The sequence below is a fragment of the Cupriavidus sp. FW306-01-F10A genome (assembly GCF_058782785.1).
In genome coordinates this window covers 21,407-44,541 of sequence record NZ_JBYSYA010000035.1, presented here as the reverse complement: position 1 = coordinate 44,541, position 23,135 = coordinate 21,407, and the positions used below count along the sequence as shown (strand labels likewise).

At 66.4% G+C, this 23,135-nt stretch carries 22 protein-coding genes and 2 tRNA genes; 17 read left to right on the top strand and 7 right to left on the bottom strand.

Annotated features, from left to right (window positions below; translation table 11 throughout):
* Positions 1–70: 70 nt before the first annotated feature.
* The 3 genes from AC3WLF_RS29575 to infA form a co-directional block, all read right to left on the bottom strand.
* The gene (locus AC3WLF_RS29575) at positions 71–913 is read right to left on the bottom strand and encodes a GNAT family N-acetyltransferase (protein ID WP_456808364.1); all 843 of its coding nucleotides are present in this window, start codon (positions 911–913) and stop codon (positions 71–73) included.
* A 339-nt stretch (positions 914–1,252) separates the two neighbouring features.
* On the bottom strand, positions 1,253–1,729 hold the full coding sequence (locus AC3WLF_RS29570; RefSeq protein WP_492320604.1) for a SixA phosphatase family protein: 477 nt from the start codon (positions 1,727–1,729) through the stop codon (positions 1,253–1,255).
* Between the two features lie 245 nt (positions 1,730–1,974).
* Positions 1,975–2,196 carry a translation initiation factor IF-1 gene (gene infA, locus AC3WLF_RS29565; RefSeq protein ID WP_008641674.1) on the bottom strand — a complete coding sequence of 74 codons (222 nt, stop codon included), beginning with the start codon at positions 2,194–2,196 and terminating at the stop codon, positions 1,975–1,977.
* A gap of 612 nt (positions 2,197–2,808) precedes the next feature.
* Between infA and AC3WLF_RS29560 the strand changes: the two genes are divergently transcribed.
* Positions 2,809–3,327: a hypothetical protein gene (locus AC3WLF_RS29560; protein WP_492320605.1), complete on the top strand. Its 519-nt coding sequence runs from the start codon at positions 2,809–2,811 to the stop codon at positions 3,325–3,327.
* A gap of 177 nt (positions 3,328–3,504) precedes the next feature.
* Positions 3,505–4,254, top strand: a complete 750-nt coding sequence (locus AC3WLF_RS29555; RefSeq protein WP_492357587.1) for an exonuclease domain-containing protein — start codon at positions 3,505–3,507, stop codon at positions 4,252–4,254.
* A 97-nt stretch (positions 4,255–4,351) separates the two neighbouring features.
* Here AC3WLF_RS29555 and AC3WLF_RS29550 read toward each other — a convergent pair.
* Positions 4,352–4,428 (bottom strand) — tRNA-Pro (locus tag AC3WLF_RS29550).
* Positions 4,429–4,836: 408 nt separating this feature from the next.
* Between AC3WLF_RS29550 and AC3WLF_RS29545 the strand changes: the two genes are divergently transcribed.
* The 7 genes from AC3WLF_RS29545 (at position 4,837) to AC3WLF_RS29515 (ending at position 11,792) form a co-directional block, all read left to right on the top strand.
* Positions 4,837–6,096 (top strand): GGDEF domain-containing protein, encoded by a 1,260-nt coding sequence (locus AC3WLF_RS29545; protein WP_492359213.1) that lies wholly within the window; start codon positions 4,837–4,839, stop codon positions 6,094–6,096.
* 51 nt (positions 6,097–6,147) lie between these two features.
* A tRNA-Arg gene (locus AC3WLF_RS29540) sits at positions 6,148–6,224 on the top strand.
* A gap of 254 nt (positions 6,225–6,478) precedes the next feature.
* A complete protein-coding gene (locus AC3WLF_RS29535; RefSeq protein ID WP_492320608.1) occupies positions 6,479–7,582 on the top strand; it encodes an AI-2E family transporter in 1,104 nt (367 codons plus the stop codon).
* Between the two features lie 17 nt (positions 7,583–7,599).
* The gene (locus AC3WLF_RS29530) at positions 7,600–9,144 is read left to right on the top strand and encodes an efflux transporter outer membrane subunit (protein ID WP_492359212.1); all 1,545 of its coding nucleotides are present in this window, start codon (positions 7,600–7,602) and stop codon (positions 9,142–9,144) included.
* A gap of 20 nt (positions 9,145–9,164) precedes the next feature.
* Positions 9,165–10,292 carry an HlyD family secretion protein gene (locus AC3WLF_RS29525; protein WP_492320610.1) on the top strand — a complete coding sequence of 376 codons (1,128 nt, stop codon included), beginning with the start codon at positions 9,165–9,167 and terminating at the stop codon, positions 10,290–10,292.
* Positions 10,282–11,331: a DUF2955 domain-containing protein gene (locus AC3WLF_RS29520; protein ID WP_492351915.1), complete on the top strand. Its 1,050-nt coding sequence runs from the start codon at positions 10,282–10,284 to the stop codon at positions 11,329–11,331. Before AC3WLF_RS29525 ends, AC3WLF_RS29520 begins: the two co-directional genes overlap by 11 nt.
* An 11-nt stretch (positions 11,332–11,342) precedes the next feature.
* Positions 11,343–11,792: a potassium channel family protein gene (locus AC3WLF_RS29515; protein ID WP_492320612.1), complete on the top strand. Its 450-nt coding sequence runs from the start codon at positions 11,343–11,345 to the stop codon at positions 11,790–11,792.
* A 135-nt stretch (positions 11,793–11,927) separates the two neighbouring features.
* Here the strand turns inward: AC3WLF_RS29515 and AC3WLF_RS29510 are convergent, their stop codons facing one another.
* Entirely contained in the window at positions 11,928–12,179 is a 252-nt protein-coding gene (locus tag AC3WLF_RS29510; protein ID WP_010814281.1) for a DUF1488 family protein, read from the bottom strand.
* Positions 12,180–12,405: 226 nt separating this feature from the next.
* Between AC3WLF_RS29510 and AC3WLF_RS29505 the strand changes: the two genes are divergently transcribed.
* From AC3WLF_RS29505 to AC3WLF_RS29495, 3 genes are all read left to right on the top strand, one after another.
* The gene (locus tag AC3WLF_RS29505) at positions 12,406–12,540 is read left to right on the top strand and encodes a hypothetical protein (protein WP_013957262.1); all 135 of its coding nucleotides are present in this window, start codon (positions 12,406–12,408) and stop codon (positions 12,538–12,540) included.
* Complete coding sequence (locus AC3WLF_RS29500) at positions 12,537–12,707, top strand: hypothetical protein (protein WP_492320613.1); 171 nt, start codon at positions 12,537–12,539, stop codon at positions 12,705–12,707. The genes AC3WLF_RS29505 and AC3WLF_RS29500 overlap by 4 nt, the downstream gene beginning before the upstream one ends.
* Positions 12,708–12,867: 160 nt before the next feature.
* A complete protein-coding gene (locus AC3WLF_RS29495; protein WP_492320614.1) occupies positions 12,868–14,118 on the top strand; it encodes an MFS transporter in 1,251 nt (416 codons plus the stop codon).
* Between the two features lie 97 nt (positions 14,119–14,215).
* Here the strand turns inward: AC3WLF_RS29495 and fabI are convergent, their stop codons facing one another.
* Positions 14,216–15,004 (bottom strand): enoyl-ACP reductase FabI, encoded by a 789-nt coding sequence (gene fabI / locus AC3WLF_RS29490; RefSeq protein WP_010814278.1) that lies wholly within the window; start codon positions 15,002–15,004, stop codon positions 14,216–14,218.
* A 211-nt stretch (positions 15,005–15,215) separates the two neighbouring features.
* Between fabI and AC3WLF_RS29485 the strand changes: the two genes are divergently transcribed.
* From AC3WLF_RS29485 to AC3WLF_RS29465, 5 genes are all read left to right on the top strand, one after another.
* Entirely contained in the window at positions 15,216–17,117 is a 1,902-nt protein-coding gene (locus tag AC3WLF_RS29485) for an extracellular solute-binding protein (protein WP_492320615.1), read from the top strand.
* A gap of 39 nt (positions 17,118–17,156) precedes the next feature.
* Entirely contained in the window at positions 17,157–18,206 is a 1,050-nt protein-coding gene (locus AC3WLF_RS29480; protein WP_010814276.1) for a microcin C ABC transporter permease YejB, read from the top strand.
* Positions 18,203–19,339: an ABC transporter permease gene (locus tag AC3WLF_RS29475; protein ID WP_492320616.1), complete on the top strand. Its 1,137-nt coding sequence runs from the start codon at positions 18,203–18,205 to the stop codon at positions 19,337–19,339. Before AC3WLF_RS29480 ends, AC3WLF_RS29475 begins: the two co-directional genes overlap by 4 nt.
* Complete coding sequence (locus AC3WLF_RS29470) at positions 19,336–20,997, top strand: ABC transporter ATP-binding protein (protein ID WP_492320617.1); 1,662 nt, start codon at positions 19,336–19,338, stop codon at positions 20,995–20,997. The genes AC3WLF_RS29475 and AC3WLF_RS29470 overlap by 4 nt, the downstream gene beginning before the upstream one ends.
* A 388-nt stretch (positions 20,998–21,385) precedes the next feature.
* Positions 21,386–22,066, top strand: a complete 681-nt coding sequence (locus AC3WLF_RS29465) for a C40 family peptidase (RefSeq protein ID WP_492359211.1) — start codon at positions 21,386–21,388, stop codon at positions 22,064–22,066.
* Positions 22,067–22,139: 73 nt separating this feature from the next.
* On the opposite strand, the gene AC3WLF_RS29460 is transcribed toward AC3WLF_RS29465, so the two are convergent.
* A complete protein-coding gene (locus AC3WLF_RS29460) occupies positions 22,140–23,060 on the bottom strand; it encodes a patatin-like phospholipase family protein (protein WP_492351914.1) in 921 nt (306 codons plus the stop codon).
* Positions 23,061–23,135 lie beyond the last annotated feature (75 nt).

The following is a 23,135-nucleotide window of genomic DNA, read 5'->3' as shown; positions in this document are numbered from 1 at the left end:
AACGCCATGGTCAGAACCAGCACTCCTTGGGACAAATCGCTTCACCGAACTTGACTTTGAAGACGGTTACTCAGGCGCCGTTGTTCAGGCCGAGGAAGTGGCGGGCGTAGCGCGGGTTCATGTCGTTCACGCGCAGCAGCGTCAGGAAGTCCGCCACGTTGAAGTCCGGATCCCAGGCCGGCTGGCCGCAGATTTTTGCGCCCAGGCGCAGGTAGCCCTTGATCAGCGCGGGCGGCTCGACATCCAGCTGCTGGTTCAGGTCCTCGACCGGCAGCGGCACGCGCGGGAAGGCGTGGTATTCGATCGGCGCCAGCGAGCGCTCGCTGAACAGCCGGTGCAGGCTGGCCGCATAGTGGCCGCCGTCGTTCATCGGCACGCTGGCGCAGCCCAGCATCGATTCGATGCCCCAGCGCTGCAGGTACTCGCCCAGGCCGCCCCACAGCGCCATGATGACGCTGCCCGAACGGTAGTCGCGGTGCACGCAGGAGCGGCCCAGTTCCAGCATCTTGGGGCGCAGGTGGGCCAGGCGCACCAGGTCGAATTCAGACTCCGCGTACAGGCAGCCGAGGCGCTTGGCCTGGTGCGGCGGCAGCACGCGGTAGGTGCCCACCACGCGCAGCGTGGCCATGTCGCGCACGATCAGGTGGTCGCAGTAGGCATCGAACATGTCGATGTCCAGTTCCGGCACCGAAGAGGTCAGGCGCGCGCCCATTTCCTCGGCAAAGACCTTGTAGCGCAGGCGCTGGGCTTCGACTACTTCGTCCTGGTGGCGCGCCCACGCCACGCTGAGAACAGGCGATTCATGTGCCGGTGTATCTGATTGGCGATGAAGACGGCTCCGCGCCGTCTGGCCGCCAAGGCCATTGGGCAGAGAGTCGAAAAGCGGCTGGGTGGGCGTCGGCAGATCTCGCATCAGTATGTCCTTTTGGTGACGAAACTGTTGCGATGCAATGTAGTGAGAGCGGGTGACAGTGCCGTGACCCGGGGATGACGGTTCCGTGACGTCCGCTGCCAGGGCGGATGGTCGGGCGCTTTCGCGAGATGGGTCAGGGTGTGCGTTGCGATCCTCGACAGCAATATGACGATCAGCCGGGCCATTCATGGGGAATCTCCGTGACAACTGCTATCGGCACCGGAAGAGGCGCCAAGGCCACTCTAGTAACGGTAGATTCCGCCCGCCATCAGCTATTTCTGATTTTGACGGGAGAAAATGGGCCAGGTGCCGTCAGGCGGCACCTGGCACGCCGGGGGCTCAGAGGAATTCGGGGTTGATGACGGCGCGCAGCACGGTCTGCGCCTCGCTTTCGCGGGTGCGGCCGGTCAGCCACCAGATGCCGCTCTTGCGCACGCTCCAGTTCATCTCCGAGCCGGCCAGCAGCAGGCTGGCGACGCGGCCGATCCAGGGCTGGTGCCCGACTACCACCACGTGCTCGGGGCGTTCCGGCCACTCGACTGCTGCAAGCACTGCGCTGACGTCGGCGCCGGGCGCAAGGGCGTCAATGATCTCCGCCTCGGCAGACAGCGCGGCCGCCGTTTCACGGGTGCGCAGCGCCGGGCTGCAAAGGACGCGGGTGTCGGCCGGCAGATGCGCGCGCAGCCATTTGGCGGATACCTCCGCCTGCTTGCGGCCGCGGCGTGTCAGCGGGCGCTGCAGGTCGGCATGGCGGCTCAGGCTGAGCGCGTCGGGGAGGTCTTCGGCTTCGGCGTGGCGCCACAGGATCAGGTTCATGTCGGGCAGGGCAATGAGCGAGCTTCGAGTATGGTGAAGCGGCCCGACCGGTGCAAGCGCCAGCTGGCCCGCGCCGATGGCGCAGGCCAGGCTGCGCGCGGCGCGTAAACGGAAGCAGGCTGCCTGTCGGGCAGCCCGCAAGTGTGTCCGGGCGCGGTGTCAGCGGCGTGACAGCGCGTCGGCGCACAACGGCCGCGGCGCGGGCGACAGCCGCGTATGCGGTATCGCCGGGGCCGTGCAGAAACTCAGGACTTGTGGCGGAAGTTGATGCGTCCCTTGGTCAGGTCATAGGGCGACATTTCCAGGGTGACACGGTCGCCGGCCAGGATGCGGATGCGGTGCTTCTGCATCTTGCCCGAAGCGTATGCCCAGATTTCGACACCGTTTTCCAGCGTGACACGATAGCGGTTGTCAGGCAGGGCTTCCGACACCACGCCGCCAAATTCAATGAGTTCTTCCTTAGCCAATCTGTCTTCCTTTTCGGCAGCCCGTGAAGGCTGCGTGGTTGCGATTTCAAAAATCCTGTTCGGTTCGCCCGGCACGGCGCGGAACCGCGGCATGTTTCGCCGGTTGCGGCGAAGCGCGCCTTGGGTTGTTCGGGGCAAGCTCACGCGGACTGCGGCGCGCGGCGCCTGATGCTCGGTCCTGTCAGCGGTATCGCCCAACGGGCGCGGATGGCTTGGGCGACGGCCTGGCCGCTGACGGCCGGGGAGACCGTGTGCTTTGCGGAGCAGGCGGGCAGGTTGTACCCGGTGGTTCGCCAGTTTGGTGTCGTCGCGGAAGGCCCGCGCCGGCGGCTGCTGTTCGCTCGCGAAGAGCGCGCTGGTGAGAACGCCCGGTTACAGGGATGCACGGACACCCCGGGGGCTACTTTGACATTGTATCACGTACGCAGTTGCAGCATGACCGGCACGTTGCGGCAGATCGCCGGCCGCGACGGTTGCACCGTGCCGGGCAGGTCGGCAATTCATGTGCCTTGAAAGGCGTGTCTTGCGGCCTGGCCGGCTTGGTATTTGCCCCGTATGAGCTAGAACTAACTCGTACGGCCTTGCCGGGCCGGATCTCGCAAGGAGACTGCCATGGAACTCCATCTGGAATCGCACCGCTACGTTCGCTGCCGGCCGGACTGGCGGGCCGCAGTGGTGGCGGGGCTGATTGCCGGCGCGGTCTACATGGTGCTGGAACTGCTGACGGCGCGCTTCCTGCTGTATCAGGGGGCCTGGGGCACCGTGAAGATGGTCGCGGCCATCATCCTCGGGCGTGAAGCCCTGTCTGCCGATGCCTTCAACTGGACAGTCGTGCTTTCGGCGGGGACGGTGCACTTCGCGCTGTCGATCATCCTGGCGGCGGTGCTGGCGATGATCCTGTCGTCATTCCGCTTCGATTCCAGCCTGTGGCTGGCCTCGGTGGTCGGGATCGTGTTTGGCGTGGTGGTCTACCTGGTCAATTTCTATCTGCTGGGAACCTACTTCAACTGGTTCGACGAGGCCCGCGGCTGGGAAAGCCTGTTTGCCCACGCGCTCTTCGGGCTGGTGGCGGCCGACGTCTACTGCAATCTCGAGCGACGGCGCGGCGAGGCGGAACAGCAGCCTGCCTGAACCACGTGGTGGGGATGAGGGAGGACCGGCGGCAGCCGGCACCCTCCCGGCCGGCGCCTCCAGCTAGCCCATCTGGTTGATATGACGTTTAACGCGCTCGCACTAACCTAAAGGCAAACAATCAGAGCGGCCGCCGCCAACCATGCCCGCGGACGGCTACACCGGAGTACCGAGCCCATGCGGGTCGCCATCGTCAGTACCGAAACCACCGGGCTCACGCCAGCGGACGAGCCCGTCAGCATCGGCCTGTTGCTTGTCGAAGTGGCGCCGCGGGCTGGCACGCTGTTGCGCGAGATCACCGACTATTACGGTTCGCAGGAGCCCACCGTGCCGATCAGCGAAGCGGCCACCGGCACGCACGGGCTGACCGCGGAGATGCTGCGCGGGCGGCGCTTTGACGTCGATGCCATCCGTGCCATCGTTGACGACGCGGATGTGCTGGTCGCCCACGGCGCCGAATTCGATGCGCGGATGCTGGGAAAAGTGCTTCCCGACATCCAGCACAAGCGCTGGCGCTGCTCGGTGCGCCAGGTCCGCTGGTCCCAGTACTTCCACGTCCCTAACCACAAGCTCGATACACTGTGCGAGCACCTGCGCATCTTCCGGCCCCGTCCGCAGGTTGCGCTGGATGATTGCCTGGCGCTGTCCAAGCTGCTGTTCCAGCACATGGGTGCAGCCGGCCAGGCTACGCCCATGGGCTTCCTGCTGGCCGAGTCCGACTTTGTGCCGCGGGTTGCATTCATCGTGCCTGCGCCGCCCGCGCCGCCGCCGTCACCTGCGGCCCCGGCCGAGGCCGAGGCCGGCCAGTCGTGGATGCCAAAGGTCGAGACCGGCCATGCTGGCCCAAGCCGGCGGCTGGTCATCGTCGCGGTGATGCTGATGCTGTTCGCGGGGGCGCTGATCTGGCCGGACTTGCTGCGGTGGTGAGAACAGATCGTGCCTGTCCGGCTATTGGACGCGGTTGGCAGAAAAGAAAAACGGCTTGGATCTTTCGATCCAAGCCGTTGTTTCCGTTACATATTTCTGGTCGGAGCGATAGGATTCGAACCTACGACCCTCTGATCCCAAATCAGATGCGCTACCAGGCTGCGCTACGCTCCGAAGCCGGCCATTGTAGCCGGCCCCCGCGATCGCGGTCAATCTAATGTGATGATGCCCGCTCTGGCGCACTCAACCTTGCCGGCCTGTTCCCCCTTCTGGCGGGGACGCTTTGGCTTGACTTGGGTTTGCGCGCTGGGATAATCCGCACACCGCACCAGTCCGACCGGCGTGCTTTTGGGAACGCCCGGTTTGCCTATTCCTTCCGGACTGACCTGATCACCACAACAATAACGGCGCTCCCGCCCGCGGCGGGCGCCTCGGCGTGTTTGCGTCTGTCGGCTGGCGGCGCCAGCCGGCCTGAAAACGGGTATGCGGCTTTGATAACAACGGTCCGACACAGGACCGGTAAAGAGCAGGTAACAGCGGCGCCATGCGGTGCACCGCTGGTCGCCTTGGACGGGAATGAAGATGTTTCAGTCGCACATAGTTGTGCTCATCGCGGGGTTGTTCGCCCTGCAGATGGCTGTGGTTTGCGTGGTATTGCGCCGCTCGGCGGGCATGGATCGCAGCGGCCTGACGTCGTGGGCGCTGGGAAGCGTGCTGGCCGCAATGGCAGCGACCCTGGCGGCGGTGCAGGAACTGCGCCCGCTGTGGCTGGTACTGGAATCGAGCGACCTGGCGCTGCTGGCGGCGCTCTCGGTCATGGCCGTGGGCGCGCGGCATTTCGCTGGCCGGCCCGGCCGCGCCGCGCCGTTGCTGGCGCTCAACCTGGCGGCCGCAGCGGCGGTGGCCTGGCACGACCTGGCGCCGCAGTATCTTGCCGTGCCGGCGCTGATGCCGGAGATGGCACCGCTGCTGACGATGTGCCATATCGCACTGCTGCTGGACCTGGCCCGCAGCGCCTTGCCGTCGGTGCCGGCCACGCGCGGCACCGGCCGGCTGGCGGCGTTGTCGCTGGTATTGATCGTCATCGCCGTGGCGGCCATCAACGCATGGACCGTGGCGCTGCCGCTGGCGGCAGTCATGCAGGGCGGCGCCTGGCCGCGGCCGATGCCGTGGGACGGCGAACTCGCCATGCTCAACGTCTTTGCACTGGTGGGCGTGTCGGTCAGCTTTGCGCTGATGGCACACGACCGGCTGCGGCGTATGCTGGAGCGGCGCGCGCGCCATGACGACCTGACCGATGTGCTGCTGCGCGGCGCGTTCTGGGAAGAGCTGGAGGCAGCCTGCCTGCGCGCCGAGCGGCAGCGCAAGCCCCTGACGGTGGCCTTTGTCGACCTCGATCACTTCAAGGCAATCAACGATGTCTACGGCCACCTGGCGGGCGACAGCGTGCTGCGGCATTTCGCCGGGCAACTGCGCAAGAATTTTGGCCAGCTCGAGGTGGCGGGGCGCCTGGGCGGCGAGGAATTTGCCATCCTGATGCCGGATACGGCGCTGGAGCAGGGCCGGCTGGCCTGCCTGCGGCTGGCCACGGCGGTGCGCGCCACGCCATGCCCGTCTGAACCCGATCCGATCGCCTATACCGTCAGCATCGGCCTGGCGGCGCGGCAGCCGGGCGAAGGCGCCGATGTGCTGATGCGACGCGCGGACCGTGCGCTATACGACGCCAAGCTGAAAGGGCGCAACTGCGTGTCCCTGCATCCGGCAGGCAGCGAGGCGGGCGCCGATGGCGGCGCGGACGATGGCCACTACATCACGCGCGGACAGCCGCGTGCCGCCTCCTGATATGCGCCGCTTGTCACTGCGCAGCGGCGCTGCGGTAGAATGCACGCCTTCGCGTCCTTAGCTCAGTTGGATAGAGCACTCGCCTTCTAAGCGAGCGGTCAGAGGTTCGAATCCTCTAGGACGCGCCAGCCCCTTGGGGTCATCCCATGGATTCAGGTTACTGATTCCCGCCGGGCGATTCCCCGCCTGGTCTGTCACGCTCGTGGCACCGACGTCCTTCCCATGTAGCGATTGGCATACGTCTTGAGGTTGTTCCGGCCGGGTCACTCGTCTAGACTGGATTTCACCTTCCCAAGAGACCGGTACTTAACCCGGCTTGGTGAGGGCCGGCGGTGAGGCTGCCGATCCGATACCTTTGCGGTGATCTGCAGGGAGACCAGCGATGTTGCCCACGCCCACTTCAGAGAGAGCGCTGTCCCGCGGACTACTCGATGTCCTGATCCGTGCCGGGCTGATCGCGGTGCTGGCCATCTTCTGCTTCCGGATATTCCGCCCCTTCCTTGATCTCATTGTCTGGTCCGTGATCCTGGCGGTGACCATCTACCCGCTGCAGGTCAGGCTCAGGCGCCGGCTGGGCAACAAGGACGGCCGCGCCGCCACGCTGATCGTGCTGGCCGCCATTGCCATCATTGCGCTGCCAGCCTACCTGCTGGGCGCCGCCATGATTGACTCGATGGAGCATGCGATCGCCATCGTCAAGAGCGAAGGCATTCATATTCCGCCACCGCATGAGTCGGTAGCCAGCTGGCCGCTGGTTGGCCAGCGCCTGTATGACTTCTGGCTGCAAGCCGCCTCGGACCTGGCCGGCCTGATGCAGACGCTGGCGCCTCAGCTCAAGGCAATCACTCTGGCCGTGCTGGCCGCAGCCGCCGGCATCGGCAAGGGGCTGCTGATCTTCGTCTTCGCGCTGATTATCGGGGGCATTTTCATGGCCTACGGCGAGGCCGGCAACCGTAGCGCCGTGCAGATTGCCTCGCGCATTTTCGGCCTGGAGCGGGGCCAGCGCATCGCCACGCTATGCACGGCGACCATCCGCGCGGTGGCGCAGGGTGTGGTCGGCATCGCCTTCATCCAGATGCTGCTGATCGGCATAGGCTTTGTGATCAAGGGGGTTCCTGCCGCGGGCGTGCTGGCCATGGCAGTGCTGCTGCTGGGCATCGCGCAGTTGCCGGCCACGCTGATCACGGTGCCGGTAATCATCTATGTCTTTGCCACGGAAGGTGCCAGCGTTGCCACCATCGTCTTCTCCATCTACGTCTTCGTTGCGGGACTGGCCGACAACGTGCTCAAGCCACTGCTGCTCGGGCGCGGCGTCGATGTGCCGATGCCGGTGGTATTGATCGGTGCCCTGGGCGGCATGGTGACAGGCGGCGTGATCGGCCTGTTCATCGGTCCGGTGGTGCTTGCGGTCGGGTATCAGCTGTTCTGGCAATGGGTGGAAGACCCGCCGCTGCAGGCGGATCCCGGCAACCAGCAACAGACCTGAAGTGGTCCGGGCCGCCCATGTCGCGCTGGAATCATCCATTGCGCGCATTGCTGGCCGGCGCCTGCTGCCTTGGCGGCTGCGCGCGCCTGGGGCCCGATTTCCAGCCGCAGCATGAACCCTGGACGCAGCAGTGGCACAGCCCGGCGCTTGAGCAGGCGACCGAGCAGCGGGCCCAGCCCGACATCCGCGAGTGGTGGCAGGTCTTTGCCGACCCGACGCTCGAACGCCTGATCGCCGAAGCCGACGCGCACAATGCCAGCCTGCGGATTGCCGGCCTGCGCGTGATGGAAGCGCGCGCCCAACTGGGCATTGCCCAGAGCGGGCGCTTCCCGCAACTGCAGCAGGCCGGTGCCGATGCCCTGTACACGGACCGCCGGCAGGCCGGCGGCCTCAACCCGCAGAACAGCCGCTTCTGGCAATACAGCGCGGGCTTCGATATCGGCTGGGAACTCGATTTCTGGGGTCGCTTCAGCCGCGCCATCGAGTCTGCCGATGCTGTCTATTTTGCCGCCCGCGCCAACCGCGACGATGTGCTGGTGCTGCTGCGCGCCCAGGTGGCAGAGACCTACTTTGCGCTGCGCACGGCCGAGGCACGGCTGCGCATCGCTCGCGAAAACGCGGCGCTGCAAAAGCGCAGCCTTGAAATCACCGAGCGGCTGTTCAAGAGCGGCGAGACCGACGAGCTCGACCTGCAGCAAGCGAAGACGCAGTACCTGGGCACCCTGAGCACCATCCCTGAGTTTGAAAGCCAGATCATGCGCACCCGCAATGCCCTGGCGGTGCTGATGGGCCGCCCGCCAGGCCCGTTGCCGGAGCTGCCGGAACTGGCGGGCAAGGAAGGGGTGATTCCACTGATCGATCGCGCGGTACTGCAGGACGTGCCCGCCAGCCTGCTCTCGCGCCGTCCGGACATCCGCGCCGCCGAGCTGCAGATCGCCGCGCAATCGGCGCTGATCGGCGTGGCCGAAGCCGATCTCTATCCGTCGCTGACGCTGCTGGGCAGCATTGTCTGGTCTGCCAGCACGCTGGCCGGTACGCCCAACAGCCTGGCCCTGATCGGCGGCCCCAGCCTGCGCTGGAACGTGTTCGACTATGGCCGCATCAAGAACACCGTGCGCGTGCAGGACGCCCGCCTGCAGCAGCTGATCGTCGCCTACCAGGATGCCGTGCGCCAGGCGGCGCGCGAGGCCGACGATGCCGCCAGTGCCCTGATCAAGGCGCTGGAGCGCGAGCAGATCCTGCGCGACAGCGCGCTGGCCGCCAGGCGTTCGCTGACGCTGGCCAACGCGCTCTACCGCGAAGGCTACTCGGACTTCCAGCGCGTGCTGGATTCCCAGCGTGCGCTGGCCGCCCAGCAGGACACCTACCTGGTCAACCGCAGCAATGCCGTCAGCAACCTGATCGCGTTGTACAAGGCGCTCGGCGGCGGCTGGCACAGCGAGCAGCCACTGGTGGACCCGGCCACCCGTGAGCAGATGCAGCACCGCACCGACTGGGGGAACCTGCTGGATGAACCAGGCCCGCCGTCCGCCGGTGCCAGCCTCCCTGTGAAGCAGAGGTAGATCTCCCTGAGCGAGTGCCGATGAGCGATGCCCCGCAACCCCCCGCAGCCCCAGCGCCCAGCGCACCGCCGCCCGCCGCCGACCCGGCAAGGAAGGGCGTGCGCTGGGTGCTCTTGCTGATCGTCATCAGCCTGGCCTGGTACCTGTTTGCCGACCGGTTGACCCCGTACACGCAGCAGGCGCGGGTACAGGCTTTCGTGGTGCCGGTTGCGGCGGAAGTGTCCGGGCGCGTGACCAAGGTCCATGTGCGCAACAACCAGGACGTCGCGGCAGGCACTGTCCTGTTCGAGGTCGATCCCCAGCACTACAAGATTGCCGTGGACCGCGCCCGCGCCGATCTGGAGTCGACACGCCGGCAGATCGGCGCCAGCACCGCCGGCATCGAATCGGCGCAGGCATCGCTGCGCGCAGCACGCGCCAACGAGCTCAAGGCGCGCCAGGACAGCGATCGCCTGGAGCGCCTGTACAGCGATGATCCCGGCACCATCTCCCTGCGCCGTCTGGAGGTGGCGCGGGCCAGCCTCGAGCAGGCTGTCAGCCAGGTCGCCGCCGCCAAGGCCGAGGTCCAGCGTGCGCGCGAACAGCAGGGGGGCAGCGAGGAAGAGAACGCCAAGCTGCGCAGCGCCGCCACCGCCCTGGAAAAGGCCGAACTGGATCTTGCCAATACGCGGGTGCGGGCGCGCGCCGCCGGGCTGGTCACCGACCTGCGCACCGACGCCGGCCAGTTTGCCGCAGCCGGCAACCCGGTCATGACGCTGATCGCGATCCACGATCTGTGGATCAGCGCGGAGATGACCGAGAACAACCTGGGCCGTGTCGAACCCGGCACGCCGGTTGCCATCGTGCTGGATGCGCTGCCGGGCAGGATCTTCGAAGGCCGTGTGCGCAGCGTTGGCTATGGCGTCAACGTCGGCCCGAGCACGCCGCCGGGCAGCTTGCCGACGGTGCAGAACAGCCGAGACTGGCTGCGTCCGGCACAACGCTTCCCGGTGGTGGTCGAGTTTGCCCAGGGCGAACTCGCCTCGATGCGGGGCATTCGCGTGGGCGGGCAGGCCGAAGTCATGGCGTTTCCCACCCAGGGCAACCCGCTCAATCCGCTCGGCCGCGTATTCCTGTACCTGATGAGCTGGCTTTCCTATGTCTACTGACGCCCCGGCGCTGCCGTTGCCCGCGCGCGATCCACGCGCCCAGCGTTCGCTGCGCCTGGCCAGCGGCACCGCGCTGTGCCTGGCGGCCAGCTTCGGCCTGGGCCTGCCGATCCCCATGCTCGCGCCGGTGCTCGGCGTATTCCTGCTGGCCAGCGTCAACCAGCCGATGTCGGCCAAGGCCGGGCTGGGCCTGGTGCTGGTCGTGATGCTGACCACCGGCACCGGCCTGCTGCTGATCCCCTTGCTGCGCTACTATCCCGTCAGCGGCGTGCTGATGATCGGCCTGTGCCTGTTCCTGGCCTTTCGCTACGGATTGCGCGGCGGCAATAACCTGGTCTCCACCTTGCTGGTGGTCGGCCTGACCATGATCTCGGCGGCGGGCACCATCGATTTCGGGCTGGCGGTCATGGTCATCGATGCCCTGGTCAAGGGACTGCTCGTCGCGGTCGCGGTGCTGACACTTGGCCACTGGCTGTTTCCCGAACCGTCCGGCGCGCAGGCGCGGCCTGCGGCCAAGGCTCTGCCGGATGACCAGGCCGCCTGGATTGCGCTGCGCGCGGCGCTGGTGGTGATGCCGGCCTTCCTGCTGGCGCTGAACGATCCGGCCGCGTACATCCCGATCATCATGAAAGCGGTCAGCCTCGGCCGGCAAAGCTGCACCACCACGGCACGCGGCGCCGGGCGGGAGCTGCTTGGCTCGACCATGTTCGGCGGCGTGCTGGCCATCGTGTTCTGGTGTGCACTCAGCCTGTTCGTACATTTGTGGATGTACTTCCTGTGGATGCTGCTGTTCGGCCTGCTGGCGGCGCGCAAGCTGTATGGCCTCAGCCCGTCGCGGTACCCGCCAGGCTTCTGGGTGAACACTCTCGTGACGCTGATCATCCTGCTGGGCCAGTCCGTGCAGGACAGCGCGGCCGGAAAGGATGTCTATACCGCCTTCGCCGTGCGCATGGGCCTGTTTATCGGCGTCACGCTGTATGCCTGGCTGATGATCGAGCTGCTCGACCAGCCGCGCGGCGCACGACGGCGCGCCCGCTGAAGAGGCCGGTCGTGCTGAGCAACCTGCTGATCGGCCTTCCCGTAATGCTGCTGTGCCTGCTGCTGCAGGCGCTCTTCGTGGCCATCTGCCTGCGCTACTACGTGCGCTTCAAGCATGCCCGGCAAGGCCGCGAATCGCTGTGGCAGGACGTCCTGCTGTTGTCGGTTGTGATGATGCTGATGCTGCTTGGCAATTTCGTGCAGATGGCGATCTGGGCCGTCTTGTTCATGCTGCTGGGCGAGTTCGGCGATTTCGCTACCGCGCTCTATCACTCGGGCGTGAACTTCGCCACGCTGGGCTACGGCGATATCGTCATGTCCGAAGCCCGGCGCTTGCTGGGGCCGCTCGAGGCGGCCAACGGCATCCTGATGTTCGGCGTCTCCACCGCAGTGATGACCGCGGCGGTGCTGGACGTGATCAAGCGCAACCCGGCCAGGCTGCGGCAGGACGAGCGGCCATAGGGATGGGGGCGTCGGGCGCAGCCCGGGCCGGGACTGGGACGGTTCTAATATCGGATGCCGAATCGCGGGCGGGGCTGGGCAATCGATGCATCCCGATCTCTGCGAAAGCTGGCCCGCCGCGCTGCGTTTTTCCGGTCAGGAAATCGTGTAGGTGGTACGTTCCCCGGGGTTGTAGAGGTCCCTGGCCAGTTGCAGGATCTGGTCCCGATGATGGTCGAAGGTGGCGAGAAGGGCGGATTCTTCCGCGGCACCCTGGTGGCTCAGGCGCAGAAGGATTTCGTCAGTGACCTGAAAGGCCACTTCGCGCGCGTTGTCGTAGCCCCAGAAGCAAACGCAGTGCCGCGCCGCATCGTAGCTGCGGCTGGGATTGGGAAAATTCAGTGCCATTGCAGACTCCTGTCCGGTCACGGTACGCCGTGCGTGTTGGGCTTGCTGGCGCCAGCCGGTGCTGCCGCCCCTAGTATGCGCCTGTTTCCCGCGAGCTGGGCATGTGTCCCCGCGGCCTGCTGGAGCGCATGGCCGCGGTCTTCGCGAAAGATATTTCTTTCGCCGGCGATTTAGCGCGTATGCTGGGATTGCCATTATCTCCAGGCAAGCCATTCAGGAGCCCATCATGGCCAAGAGTCAACTACGCAGCAGCCGCGAAGCCAAGAAACCCAAGCAACCGAAGAAGCCATCCGTGCCGGCCTCACCCTTCAGCACGGTCCAGTTTCGCGGGCACGATGAGGTCGCCAAGAAGAAGAAATGACTGAGACCGACAGTGCAGGGATCGTCTGGTCCCTTGTGTTCCTGGCCGTGTTGGTCGGGGTCTACGGCTACATCATCCGGGTGGGCATCCACCACAAGCCGGTGTTCGGCATAGCGAAGCACTCGCTTCGGTACTGGTGGCACCGGCTGGTCCACGTGACCAAGTAAGCAACGCCGGCCAGTCAGGCCGGCGCGGGCAAGATTTGCGGTTTTGCCGCACAATACAGCCTGCGCGCCGCACAGGAGCACGCTGGATCGATCAGAGGCGAGGGCACTGACCTCGCCCGTCAGCGGGCGGCATTTTGTTGAACATCCTGCAATCCTGTACATGGCCGCCCCGCATGCACATTCCGCCGCGGATCCCGTCCGCGGCGCAGACGCTTCCGTTTCTTCCCGCGATCGCAATCCATCCGGCCGCCTGCCGCTGCTGGCGCTCGGGGTCGGCAGCTTCGGCATCGGCACCGGCGAATTCGTCATCATGGGCCTGCTGCCCGATGCCGCCAGCGACCTCGCCATCTCCATCCCGCAAGCCGGCCACCTGATCAGCGCCTATGCGCTGGGCGTGGTCATCGGCGCGCCGCTGCTGGCGGTGCTGGGCGCGCGCTGGCCGCGGCGCAACCTGCTGATCGCGCTGATGGCGGTGTTTGCCGCCGGCAATATCGCCAGCGCGCTGGCGCCTTCCTATCTGTCGATGATGGTGGCGCGCCTGCTCACGGGTTTTCCGCATGGCACGTACTTTGGCGTGGCGGCGCTGGTGGCCGCCAGCCTGGTCCCGCGCGAACGGCGCGCGCAGGCGGTGGGGCTGGTGATGCTGGGCCTGACCACTGCCACGCTGGTGGGCGTGCCGATCGCCGCCACGGTCGGCACCTGGCTGGGCTGGCGCTCGGCCTTCCTGATTGTCGGTGCCCTCGGCGCACTGACGGCGCTGCTGGTGTGGCGGTGGGTCCCGTTCGTGCCGGCCGACCGGTGCGCCAGCCCGCTGCGCGAACTGTCGGCGCTCAAGCGCAAGCAGGTCTGGCTGACGCTCGGTATCGGCGCGATCGGCTTCGGCGGCATGTTCTCGGTGTTCAGCTATATCAAGCCGACCATGCTGGAGCTGGCGCATATGCCGGCGGCGGGCATCCCGGTGGTGCTGGCCTTGTTCGGCATCGGCACGGTGGCGGGCAACCTTGCCGGCGCGAAGCTGGCCGACAAGGCATTGATGCCGACCATCGGCGGCGTGCTGGTGTGGGCGGCGCTGGTGCTGGGCGCCTTCGCCTTGACCGCGTCGCATCCCTGGCTGGCTGCCATCAATGTGCTGCTGGTGGGCACCACGGTGGCACTGGGCCCGGCCTTGCAGATCCGGCTGATGGATGTCTCCGGCGACGCGCAGACGCTGGCCGCGGCCCTCAACCACTCGGCCTTCAACATGGCCAACGCGCTCGGCGCGTGGCTGGGCGGGGTGACCATTGCCGCCGGCTACGGCTGGGAGTCCACCGGCTGGGTCGGCCTGCTGCTGGCGCTGGGCGGCCTGGTGGTCTATGCGTGGTCGATGCTGAGCATGGGTCGGCAGGGCGCGCCAGCCGCGGCGCAAGCGTGATGCAGGCGGACCTGGTGTGCGCACCAGGTCTGCAAGGAACAAAAAAGGGGTGCCTCATCGGGCACCCCTTTTTCATGCATCCGCTGGCGGGACGGGCTTACTCTGCGTCCGCGACGCTGGCGCCGACCACGTTGAAGCCGCCGTCGACATAGGTGATCTCGCCGGTCACGCCGCTGGCCAGGTCGGACAGCAGGAAGGCGGCCACGTTGCCGACTTCTTCGATGGTGACGTTGCGGCGCAGTGGCGCGGCCTGCTCGAAGTGGCCGAGCAGCTTGCCGAAGCCTTTGATGCCCGAGGCGGCCAGGGTCTTGATCGGGCCGGCGGAGATGCCGTTGGCGCGGATGCCGCGCGGACCGACCGACGAGGCCAGGTAGCGCACGCTGGCTTCCAGCGAGGCCTTGGCCAGGCCCATGGTGTTGTAGTTGGGGACCACGCGCTCGGCGCCCAGGTAGGTCAGCGTCAGCAGCGAGGCCTTGTCCGACAGCAGCGGCAGCGCGGCCTTGGCCAGCGCCGGGAAGCTGTAGGCGGAGATGTCATGGGCGATGCGGAAACCTTCGCGCGACAGGCCTTCCAGGAAGTCGCCGGCGATCGCCTCGCGCGGCGCGAAGCCGATCGAGTGCACCAGGCCGTCGAACTTATCCCAGCGCTGGCCCAGCGCGGCGAAGGTCGCGGCGATCTGCTCGTCGCTGCCGACGTCGCATTCGAACACCAGGTCGCTGCCGAATTCCTTGGCAAAGTCGCTGATCCGGTCCTTGAACCGTTCGCCGACATAGGTGAAGGCTAGTTCGGCGCCTTCGCGTTTGCACGCCGATGCGATGCCATAGGCGATCGACCGGTTAGAGAGCAAGCCGGTGATCAGGATCCGCTTACCTGCCAGAAATCCCATAAGTTCTCCAAGGTGGTGTATCAGGCACGCTTCGTGCGTCCGCCGTGCGGCCGTGTGCGTGCCTTTGCTGTCTTGCGGTCGTTTTTATTGCGCCGCGCAGAGGGAATGTCCGGATGGCTGGCGCCACCCCGGACGCATGTAAAATTGTCTCATACTTGGCCCGGCCACAGAATGCCGGGCCCCACAGGTCATAGTGGAGGAATCCAACGGGATGCCTATTCAAGCACGTTGGCCGCTTCAGGCGGCATGGCAGTGCTTCCGGCGGGATGCGGTACTGCGCGGTTGGGTTGCAAGCGGGCTGGCCATGGCGCTGGCGGCGGGGGTCTCTCTCTTTTCCAATCCGGCGCTGGCGGCGCATGGCTTCGCGCTGCACGGGGACCTGAAGTACCAGGCGGATTTCCGGCATTTCGACTATGCCAATCCCAATGCACCCGCCGGCGGCACGCTGACACTCGCCAATCCGGACCGGCGCACCAGTTTCGACAAGTTCAATCCGTTCACGCTGAAGGGCACGTCGGCGCCCGGCCTGAACGCGCTGATGTTCGAGTCGCTGCTGATCAGCAGCGCCGACGAGAGCGCGAGCGCCTATGGCTTGCTCGCCGAGGACGTCACGGTGGCGCCGGACGAGCTGTCGGTCACGTTCACCATCCGGCCCCAGGCGCGCTTCTCCAATGGCGACCCGGTGCTGGCGTCGGATGTCAAATATTCTTATGACATGCTGATGAGCAAGGCCTCGAGTCCGGGCTATCGCAGCATGTGTACCGATGTGAAGGCGGTGATCGTCGCCGGCGAGCGCACGGTGCGCTTCGAATTCAAGCAGCGCAACCGCGAGCTGCCGCTGATCGTAGGCTCGCTGCCGGTGTTCTCGAAGAAATGGACGGCCAAGGTCCCGTTCGAGAAGCTGACCTTCGAGCCGCCGGTCACCAGCGGCCCCTACCTGATCGAGCGCTATGACGCCGGCCGCGGCATCATCTTCCAGCGCGACCCGAAGTACTGGGGCAAGGATCTCGCGGTGCGCCGCGGCACCTTCAATTTCGCGCGCGTGGCCTACCGCCTGTACAAGGACGAGACCGCCAAGCTCGAGGCCTTCAAGGCAGGGGAGTTCGACGCCATCGTCGAATACAAGGCCAAGAACTGGGCCAAGAGCTACCAGGGCACCCGCTTTCGCAACGGCGAGCTGCTGAAGACCGAGTTCCCGCACCGCAACGGTGCCGGCATGCAGGGCTTCGTGATGAATATGCGCAAGCCGGTGTTCCAGGACGTGCGCGTGCGCCAGGCCCTGATCCTTGCGCTGGACTTCGAATGGCTGAACCGGCAGTTGTTCTACGGCGCCTACAGGCGGCTGGACAGCTGGTTCTCCAACAGCGAGCTGGCCGCCAGCGCCACCTTCGATGGCCGGCCCGGCCCGGGCGAGCTGGCGCTGCTTGAGCCGCTGCGCGCGGAATTGCCGCCGGAGGTGTTCGGCCCGGACGTGGTCCAGCCCAGCACTGCGGCGCCGCGTTCGCTGCGCGACAACCTGCGCCAGGCACGGCGCCTGCTGGCCCAGGCCGGCTGGACCTATACGGATGGCGCGCTGCGCAACGCCAAGGGCGAGACGCTGGTGTTCGAGTTCCTCGACGACGGCGGCGCCATGAGCCGCGTCATCACCACCTATGTGCGCAACCTGGAGAAGCTTGGCATCCAGGTGAACCAGCGCACCACGGACTTTGCGCTGTACCAGAAGCGGCTGGAGGATTTCGACTTCGACATGGTGTCGATCCGCTTTCCCGACTCGCAAAGCCCCGGCAACGAGCTGCGCGACCGCTTTTCCAGCGAGGCGGCCGGCACGCCGGGCTCGGACAACCTGTTCGGGCTGAAGTCGCCCGTGGTCGACAAGCTGGTGGACAACGTCTTGCACGCCCATACCCGGCAGGAGCTGGTCACCGCCGGGCGGGCGCTGGACCGGGTGCTGATGCATGGCTACTACATCGTGCCGAACTGGTACAGCGCATCGCACCGCGTGTCATACCGCAAGACGCTGGCCTACCCGGAGCGCCTTCCCTATTACTACACGGCCGAAGGCTGGATCCTGAGCCAATGGTGGCGCACGGACCTGCAGCCGCAGGCGCGCTGACGCGCCCGCCGCGACCAAGACAAGGAAGAGGACCGGCCGATGCTTGCCTACCTGCTCAAGCGCATTCTGCTGATGATCCCGACGCTGATCGGGGTCATCACGCTGACCTTCGTGGTGATCCAGTTCGTGCCGGGTGGCCCGGTCGAGCAGATGATGATGGAACTGAAAGGGCGGGGCGGTGCCGGCGAAGCCAGCGGCGGCGGCGCCGAATACCGCGGGCGGCGCGGCGTCGACCCCGAGAAGATCAAGGAGATCCAGGCCCTGTACGGCTTTGACAAGCCGCCGCTGGAGCGCTACTTCCTGATGCTCAAGCGCTTTGCCCAGTTCGACCTGGGCCAGAGCTATTTCCAGCACCGCAGCGTGTGGGAGCTGGTCAAGTCCAAGCTGCCGGTGTCGGTCAGCCTGGGTTTGTGGACCTTCTTCCTGACCTACCTGATATCGGTGCCGCTGGGCATTTCCAAGGCCATCCGCGCGGGCAGCCGCTTTGACGTGGTGACCAGCATCATCGTGCTGGTGGGCTATGCCATCCCCGGCTTCGTGCTGGGCGTGCTGCTGCTGGTGCTGTTCGGCGGCGGCACCTTCGTGCAGTGGTTCCCGCTGCGCGGGCTGACCTCCGACAACTGGGAGCAGCTCTCGCTGATGGGCAAGGTGATGGACTACCTGTGGCACCTGGTGCTGCCGATCACGGCATCGGTGGTGGGCAGCTTCGCGGTGGTCACCATGCTGACCAAGAATGCCTTCCTCGAGGAAATCCGCAAGCAATACGTGCTGACCGCGCGCGCCAAGGGCCTGGGCGAGCGCCGCGTGCTGTGGAAGCACGTGTTCCGCAACGCGCTGATCCCGCTGGTGACGGGATTCCCGGCCGCGTTCATCGGCGCCTTCTTCACCGGCTCGCTGCTGATCGAGACGCTGTTCTCGCTCGACGGGCTGGGCCTGCTGTCCTATGAGGCGGTGCTGCGGCGCGACTATCCGGTGGTGCTGGGCACGCTCTACCTGTTCACGCTGATCGGGCTGGTCACGCGCCTGATCTCCGATGTCTGCTACGTGCTGGTGGATCCGCGCATCCATTTCGAGGGCTTGCACCGATGAAACTGTTCACGCACGCGGCCCCCAACGGGCTGCCGCATTCGCCTTCGCCGCGCCAGCGCGCCTGGCAGCGCTTTCGCCGCAACCGGCGCGGCTACTGGAGCCTGGTGATCTTCGTGGTCATCTTCGTGCTGAGCCTGGGCGCCGAGCTGCTGTCCAGCAACCGGCCGCTGGTGGTGCACTACAAGGGCGAATGGTATTTCCCCATCGTCAAGGTCTACCCGGAAACCACCTTCGACGGCGATTTCGCCACGCCCGCGGACTACCTCGATCCGTATATCCGCGACCGCATCACCACCAACGGCAACTTCGCGGTGTTCCCGCTGAACCATTATTCGTACGACTCGCTCAACTACTTTGCCAAGGAGCCCAACCCGGCGCCGCCGTCGGCAGAGAACTGGCTGGGCACCGACGACCGCGGCCGCGACATCCTGGCCCGTCTGCTGTACGGCTTCCGCGTGTCGGTGCTGTTCAGCCTGGCGCTGACCGTGATCGGGGTGCTGGTGGGCACGCTGAGCGGGGCGCTGATGGGCTTCTTCGGCGGGCGCTTCGACCTGTTCTCGCAGCGTGCCATCGAGATCTGGAGCTCGATGCCGGAGCTGTACCTGCTGATCATCTTTGCCTCGATCTTCGAACCCAGCCTGGCGCTGCTGATCATCCTGCTGTCGCTGTTCGGCTGGATGGGCCTGTCCGACTACGTGCGCGCCGAGTTCTACCGCAACCGCTCGCTCGACTACGTCAAGGCCGCGCGCGCGCTGGGCCTGTCCAATGTGCAGATCATGTGGCGCCATATCCTGCCCAACAGCCTGACCCCGGTGATCACCTTCCTGCCGTTCCGCATGAGCGCCGCGATCCTGGCGCTGACCAGCCTGGACTTCCTCGGCATGGGCGTGCCGCCGACCACGCCCAGCCTGGGCGAGCTGCTGGCGCAGGGCAAGGCCAACCTGGATGCGTGGTGGATTTCGCTGTCGACCTTCGCGGTGCTGGTGGTCACGCTGCTGCTGCTGACCTTCATGGGCGACGCGCTGCGCGATGCCTTCGATACCCGCCTGGGCCTGGCGGCGCTGCGCGGCCGGGTCGAACCCAAGATCCCGGCCGGCGCGCCGACCGGGGCGGCACCGGAGGCCACGCCATGACCGCGGTGTCTCCCGTGATCCAGCCGGCCGAGGCGCCGGCCGCGGCGCCGGCGCCCGGTTCCACGCTGATGTGCGTCGACAAGCTTTCCGTCACCTTCGGCCACGGCGAGCATGCCACCCGTGCCGTGCGTGAAGTCAGCTTCGACCTGCGCGCGGGCGAGCGCTACGCGCTGGTGGGCGAGTCGGGCTCGGGCAAGACCGTGACCGCGCTGGCGATGCTGCGGCTGGTGGAAGACGCCTACTACGACGGCGCGATCCGCTTCGAGGGCAAGAACCTGCTGGAGGTGTCGGACCGCGAGATGCGCGGCATCCGCGGCGCCGAGATCGCGATGATTTTCCAGGAGCCGATGACGGCGCTCAATCCGCTGTACACCATCGGCAACCAGATCGTCGAGACGCTGGCGCTGCACGAGGGCCTGGACCGCCGCGCCGCGCGCGAGCGCGCCATCGCGCTGCTGGAGCGCACCGGCATCAGCGACGCCGCGCACCGCTTCGACAGCTTCCCGCACCAGCTCTCGGGCGGCCAGCGCCAGCGCGCCATGATTGCCATGGCGCTGGCCTGCCGCCCCAAGCTGCTGCTCGCCGACGAGCCGACCACGGCGCTGGACGTAACCATCCGCGCCCAGATCATGGACCTGCTGCGCGACCTGCAGGCCGAGTTCGGCATGGCGGTGATGCTGATCACCCATGACCTCAACCTGGTGCGTTCCTTTGCCCAGCGCGTGGGCGTGATGGAGAAGGGCGTGCTGGTCGAGACCGGCGAGACCGCGCAGCTGTTTGCCGCCCCCCAGCACCCCTACACCCGCAAGCTGATCGACAGCCGCCCCAGGCGCGAGGTGCTGCCGCTGGTGCCGCTGGCGCCGGTGCTGCTGGAAGCGCGCAAGCTGAGCGTCAACTACGCGCGCAAGCGCCGCGGGCTGGCCGGCTGGTTCGGCAAGGACCAGTTTGCGGCGGTCAAGGACGTGGACTTCCAGCTGCGCGAGGGCGAGACCGTCGGCATCGTCGGCGAGTCCGGTTCGGGCAAGACCACGCTGGCGCATACCGTGCTGGCGCTGCAGCGCAAGAGCGGCGGCACCATCCATTTCCTCGGCCGCAGCTTCGACACCGCGACGCGCGACGATCGCCGCCAGTTGCGCGCGCGCATGCAGGTGGTGTTCCAGGACCCGTTCGGCTCGCTGGCGCCGCGCATGACCATCGAGCAGATCGTCGGAGAAGGCCTGGCGCTGCACCAGCCCGGCCTGTCGCACGAGGGCACGCGCCAGCGCGTGATCGAAGCCCTGCGCGAGGTCGGCCTGGACCGCACCGCGCTGGGCCGCTATCCGCACGAATTCTCGGGCGGGCAGCGGCAGCGCATCGCGATTGCCCGGGTGCTGATCCTCAAGCCGCAGATCCTGGTGCTGGACGAGCCCACCTCGGCGCTGGACGTGTCGATCCAGCAGCAGGTGCTGGCGCTGCTGTCCCAGCTGCAACACAAGTACAACCTCACCTACCTGTTCATCAGCCATGACCTGGCGGTGATCCGCGCCATGGCGCATCGGGTTTTCGTGATGAAGGCAGGGGAGGTGGTCGAGGCCGGCGACACCGAAGCGGTGCTGGGCGCACCCCAGCACCCCTATACGCGCAAGCTGATGGCGGCGGCGCAGGTCGGCGCTGGCTGACCCGCAGGTGTGCGGCGCAGCAACGCCGCGGCCCCGCCTGGCTAGCATCCGGTGGTTCGGATCAATCCGATAAACAAGGTGCGAATTCCCGCCTATATCCTTGATTCGCCAGTCAAATCCGGCGAATTTGTAACGAACTTTGACATGTGAATGACAACCCTTTACCATCCCGCGAGAACTAGTTTTGGGGTGGTCCGTCCGACGCATTGGATCGTGCATGGCACGATTGCGGTGCAAAACAGGCCCGGTAAGCCTGGTGCGGATGTTGCATAGGGTTCACCCCGCAGGTTCACATGAATTTCTCGCGAAGTTCACGCGAATTTCACAAATACCCAGCTGCCCCGGACTTGTGCCGGGGCTTGCTGTGGAACGATCAACGGGAGAACCAATGCAGCGATCGGTACTTCATTCCCTGGCGCGTGCCGCCGTCGGAATTGCCATTGCCTGCGGTGCGACTGTGTCGAATGGAGTGCTGGCGGATACGGTATTCAAGGATGCCGACGCCCGTATCGATGCCACGGCCCACGCCGCGGATTCGCATGCGGAAGGCAAGCGGGGCTTGCTGTCGTCGGTGGTGAATTCCACCAGCAACGTTGCCAGCAAGGCTGGCGACCTGGTCATGAATGCGCTGGGCCTGATTGGCGTGCGTTACCGCTTCGGCGGCAACAGCCCCGAATCCGGCCTGGACTGCAGCGGCTTCGTCCGCTACGTGTTCCAGGACACCTTCGGCTTCATGCTGCCGCGCCGCTCTGTCGAAATCAGCCGTGTCGGCACCACCGTGGCGGCCACCGACCTGCGTCCGGGCGACCTGGTGTTCTTCAACACCATGCGCCAGACCTTCTCGCACGTCGGTATCTATATCGGCGACAACAAGTTCGTGCATGCCCCGTCCACGGGCAGCAAGATCCGTGTCGACGACATGCGTGCGTCTTACTGGGTGACCCGCTACAACGGCGCCCGCCGCATCGAGGATGGCAAGGAGGGCGGCGCCGATGGCCTCAGCGACATGGTCGAGACGCTCAAGCGCTACGACCCCAAGGTCGTCCGCGCATCGATGTACGGCGGCTGAGGTTCCGGCACGCTTCAAGCAAAAAGGACTGCTGCGGTAGTCCTTTTTGCTTTGGCGAGGCGTGCTCTCCCGGCTATTGCACTGCGACCGTTCCGGCCGGTGCCAGGCGGGCCTGTTCCAGCCGCTGCCGCAGCGTTGCCATCACCGCCGTGGTGGCCTGTTCGCCGGCCAATATGGCCCGGTTGCGGGCGTTGAAGTCGCTGCCGCCCATATCGGGCAGCTCGGGGCGGATCACCACGTCGGCGCGCGCCAGTGCCATCTTGTTGATCGACTGGCCCATGATCGCGGTGGTCTGCAGCAGCACGCCGCTCTGGCCCGCGTTCTTCTGCGCCGACGGGTCGGCCGAGATGTTGACCGCGATGACAAAGTCCGCGCCCATGCCGCGCGCGGAATCCACCGGTACCGGCTCGACCAGGCCGCCGTCGACATAGTCGTGACCCTGGATCGACACCGGCTGGAACACCCCGGGCACGCTGCTCGACGCGCGCACGGCCTGGCCTGTGTTGCCGCGGCGGAACAGAATTTTCTCGCCGCTCTTGAGATCGGTGGCGACAATGCCCAGCGGCAGCTTCATGGTCTCGATGGTCCGGTTCTGCACCAGCCGGTTGATGTAGTTCTGCAGCGCCTCGCCCTTGAGCCAGCCGCCGAAGCGGGTGCCGAAGGGCAGGGCCCAGTCGGCGATGGCGGCCTCGTCCATGGTCAGCGCCAGCTTGTTCAGCTGGAAGCCATTCAGTCCGCTGGCGTAAAGCGCCGCCACGACTGCGCCGGCGCTGGTGCCGGTGACCAGGTCGGCATGGATGCCTTGCGCTTCGAGCGCCTTGATCACGCCGATATGGGCAAAGCCGCGCGCCGCGCCGCCGCCCAGCGCCAGGCCGATCTTGACGGGCCGCGGCGCGGGCGGGGTAGTGGCGAGCGGCGGCGCGGGACGCGGGCCGAACGAGCAGCCCGCCAGCAGGGCGGCCGCGGAGATGCCGAGGAAATGACGTCGTTGCATGAAGCGGGATCAGTAATCAGGTGGGACCGGCGGATACGGGATGTGATGCGGGCGCTCCTCCAGGGAGGCTGGCAT

Excerpts from the sequence above, each read along its gene's own strand:
- AC3WLF_RS29560 (WP_492320605.1), top strand. The coding sequence starts at position 2,809 with ATGGAACTCCATCTGGAATCGCACCGCTACGTTCGCTGCCGGCCGGAC.
- AC3WLF_RS29530 (WP_492359212.1), top strand. The coding sequence starts at position 7,600 with ATGTCGCGCTGGAATCATCCATTGCGCGCATTGCTGGCCGGCGCCTGC.
- AC3WLF_RS29535 (WP_492320608.1), top strand. The coding sequence starts at position 6,479 with ATGTTGCCCACGCCCACTTCAGAGAGAGCGCTGTCCCGCGGACTACTC.
- AC3WLF_RS29520 (WP_492351915.1), top strand. The coding sequence starts at position 10,282 with ATGTCTACTGACGCCCCGGCGCTGCCGTTGCCCGCGCGCGATCCACGC.
- AC3WLF_RS29525 (WP_492320610.1), top strand. The coding sequence starts at position 9,165 with ATGAGCGATGCCCCGCAACCCCCCGCAGCCCCAGCGCCCAGCGCACCG.
- AC3WLF_RS29575 (WP_456808364.1), bottom strand. The coding sequence starts at position 913 with ATGCGAGATCTGCCGACGCCCACCCAGCCGCTTTTCGACTCTCTGCCC.
- AC3WLF_RS29510 (WP_010814281.1), bottom strand. The coding sequence starts at position 12,179 with ATGGCACTGAATTTTCCCAATCCCAGCCGCAGCTACGATGCGGCGCGG.
- AC3WLF_RS29470 (WP_492320617.1), top strand. The coding sequence starts at position 19,336 with ATGACCGCGGTGTCTCCCGTGATCCAGCCGGCCGAGGCGCCGGCCGCG.
- fabI (WP_010814278.1), bottom strand. The coding sequence starts at position 15,004 with ATGGGATTTCTGGCAGGTAAGCGGATCCTGATCACCGGCTTGCTCTCT.
- AC3WLF_RS29460 (WP_492351914.1), bottom strand. The coding sequence starts at position 23,060 with ATGCAACGACGTCATTTCCTCGGCATCTCCGCGGCCGCCCTGCTGGCG.
- AC3WLF_RS29475 (WP_492320616.1), top strand. The coding sequence starts at position 18,203 with ATGAAACTGTTCACGCACGCGGCCCCCAACGGGCTGCCGCATTCGCCT.
- AC3WLF_RS29465 (WP_492359211.1), top strand. The coding sequence starts at position 21,386 with ATGCAGCGATCGGTACTTCATTCCCTGGCGCGTGCCGCCGTCGGAATT.
- AC3WLF_RS29570 (WP_492320604.1), bottom strand. The coding sequence starts at position 1,729 with ATGAACCTGATCCTGTGGCGCCACGCCGAAGCCGAAGACCTCCCCGAC.
- AC3WLF_RS29480 (WP_010814276.1), top strand. The coding sequence starts at position 17,157 with ATGCTTGCCTACCTGCTCAAGCGCATTCTGCTGATGATCCCGACGCTG.
- AC3WLF_RS29495 (WP_492320614.1), top strand. The coding sequence starts at position 12,868 with ATGGCCGCCCCGCATGCACATTCCGCCGCGGATCCCGTCCGCGGCGCA.
- AC3WLF_RS29555 (WP_492357587.1), top strand. The coding sequence starts at position 3,505 with ATGCGGGTCGCCATCGTCAGTACCGAAACCACCGGGCTCACGCCAGCG.
- AC3WLF_RS29505 (WP_013957262.1), top strand. The coding sequence starts at position 12,406 with ATGGCCAAGAGTCAACTACGCAGCAGCCGCGAAGCCAAGAAACCCAAG.
- AC3WLF_RS29485 (WP_492320615.1), top strand. The coding sequence starts at position 15,216 with ATGCCTATTCAAGCACGTTGGCCGCTTCAGGCGGCATGGCAGTGCTTC.
- AC3WLF_RS29545 (WP_492359213.1), top strand. The coding sequence starts at position 4,837 with ATGTTTCAGTCGCACATAGTTGTGCTCATCGCGGGGTTGTTCGCCCTG.
- AC3WLF_RS29500 (WP_492320613.1), top strand. The coding sequence starts at position 12,537 with ATGACTGAGACCGACAGTGCAGGGATCGTCTGGTCCCTTGTGTTCCTG.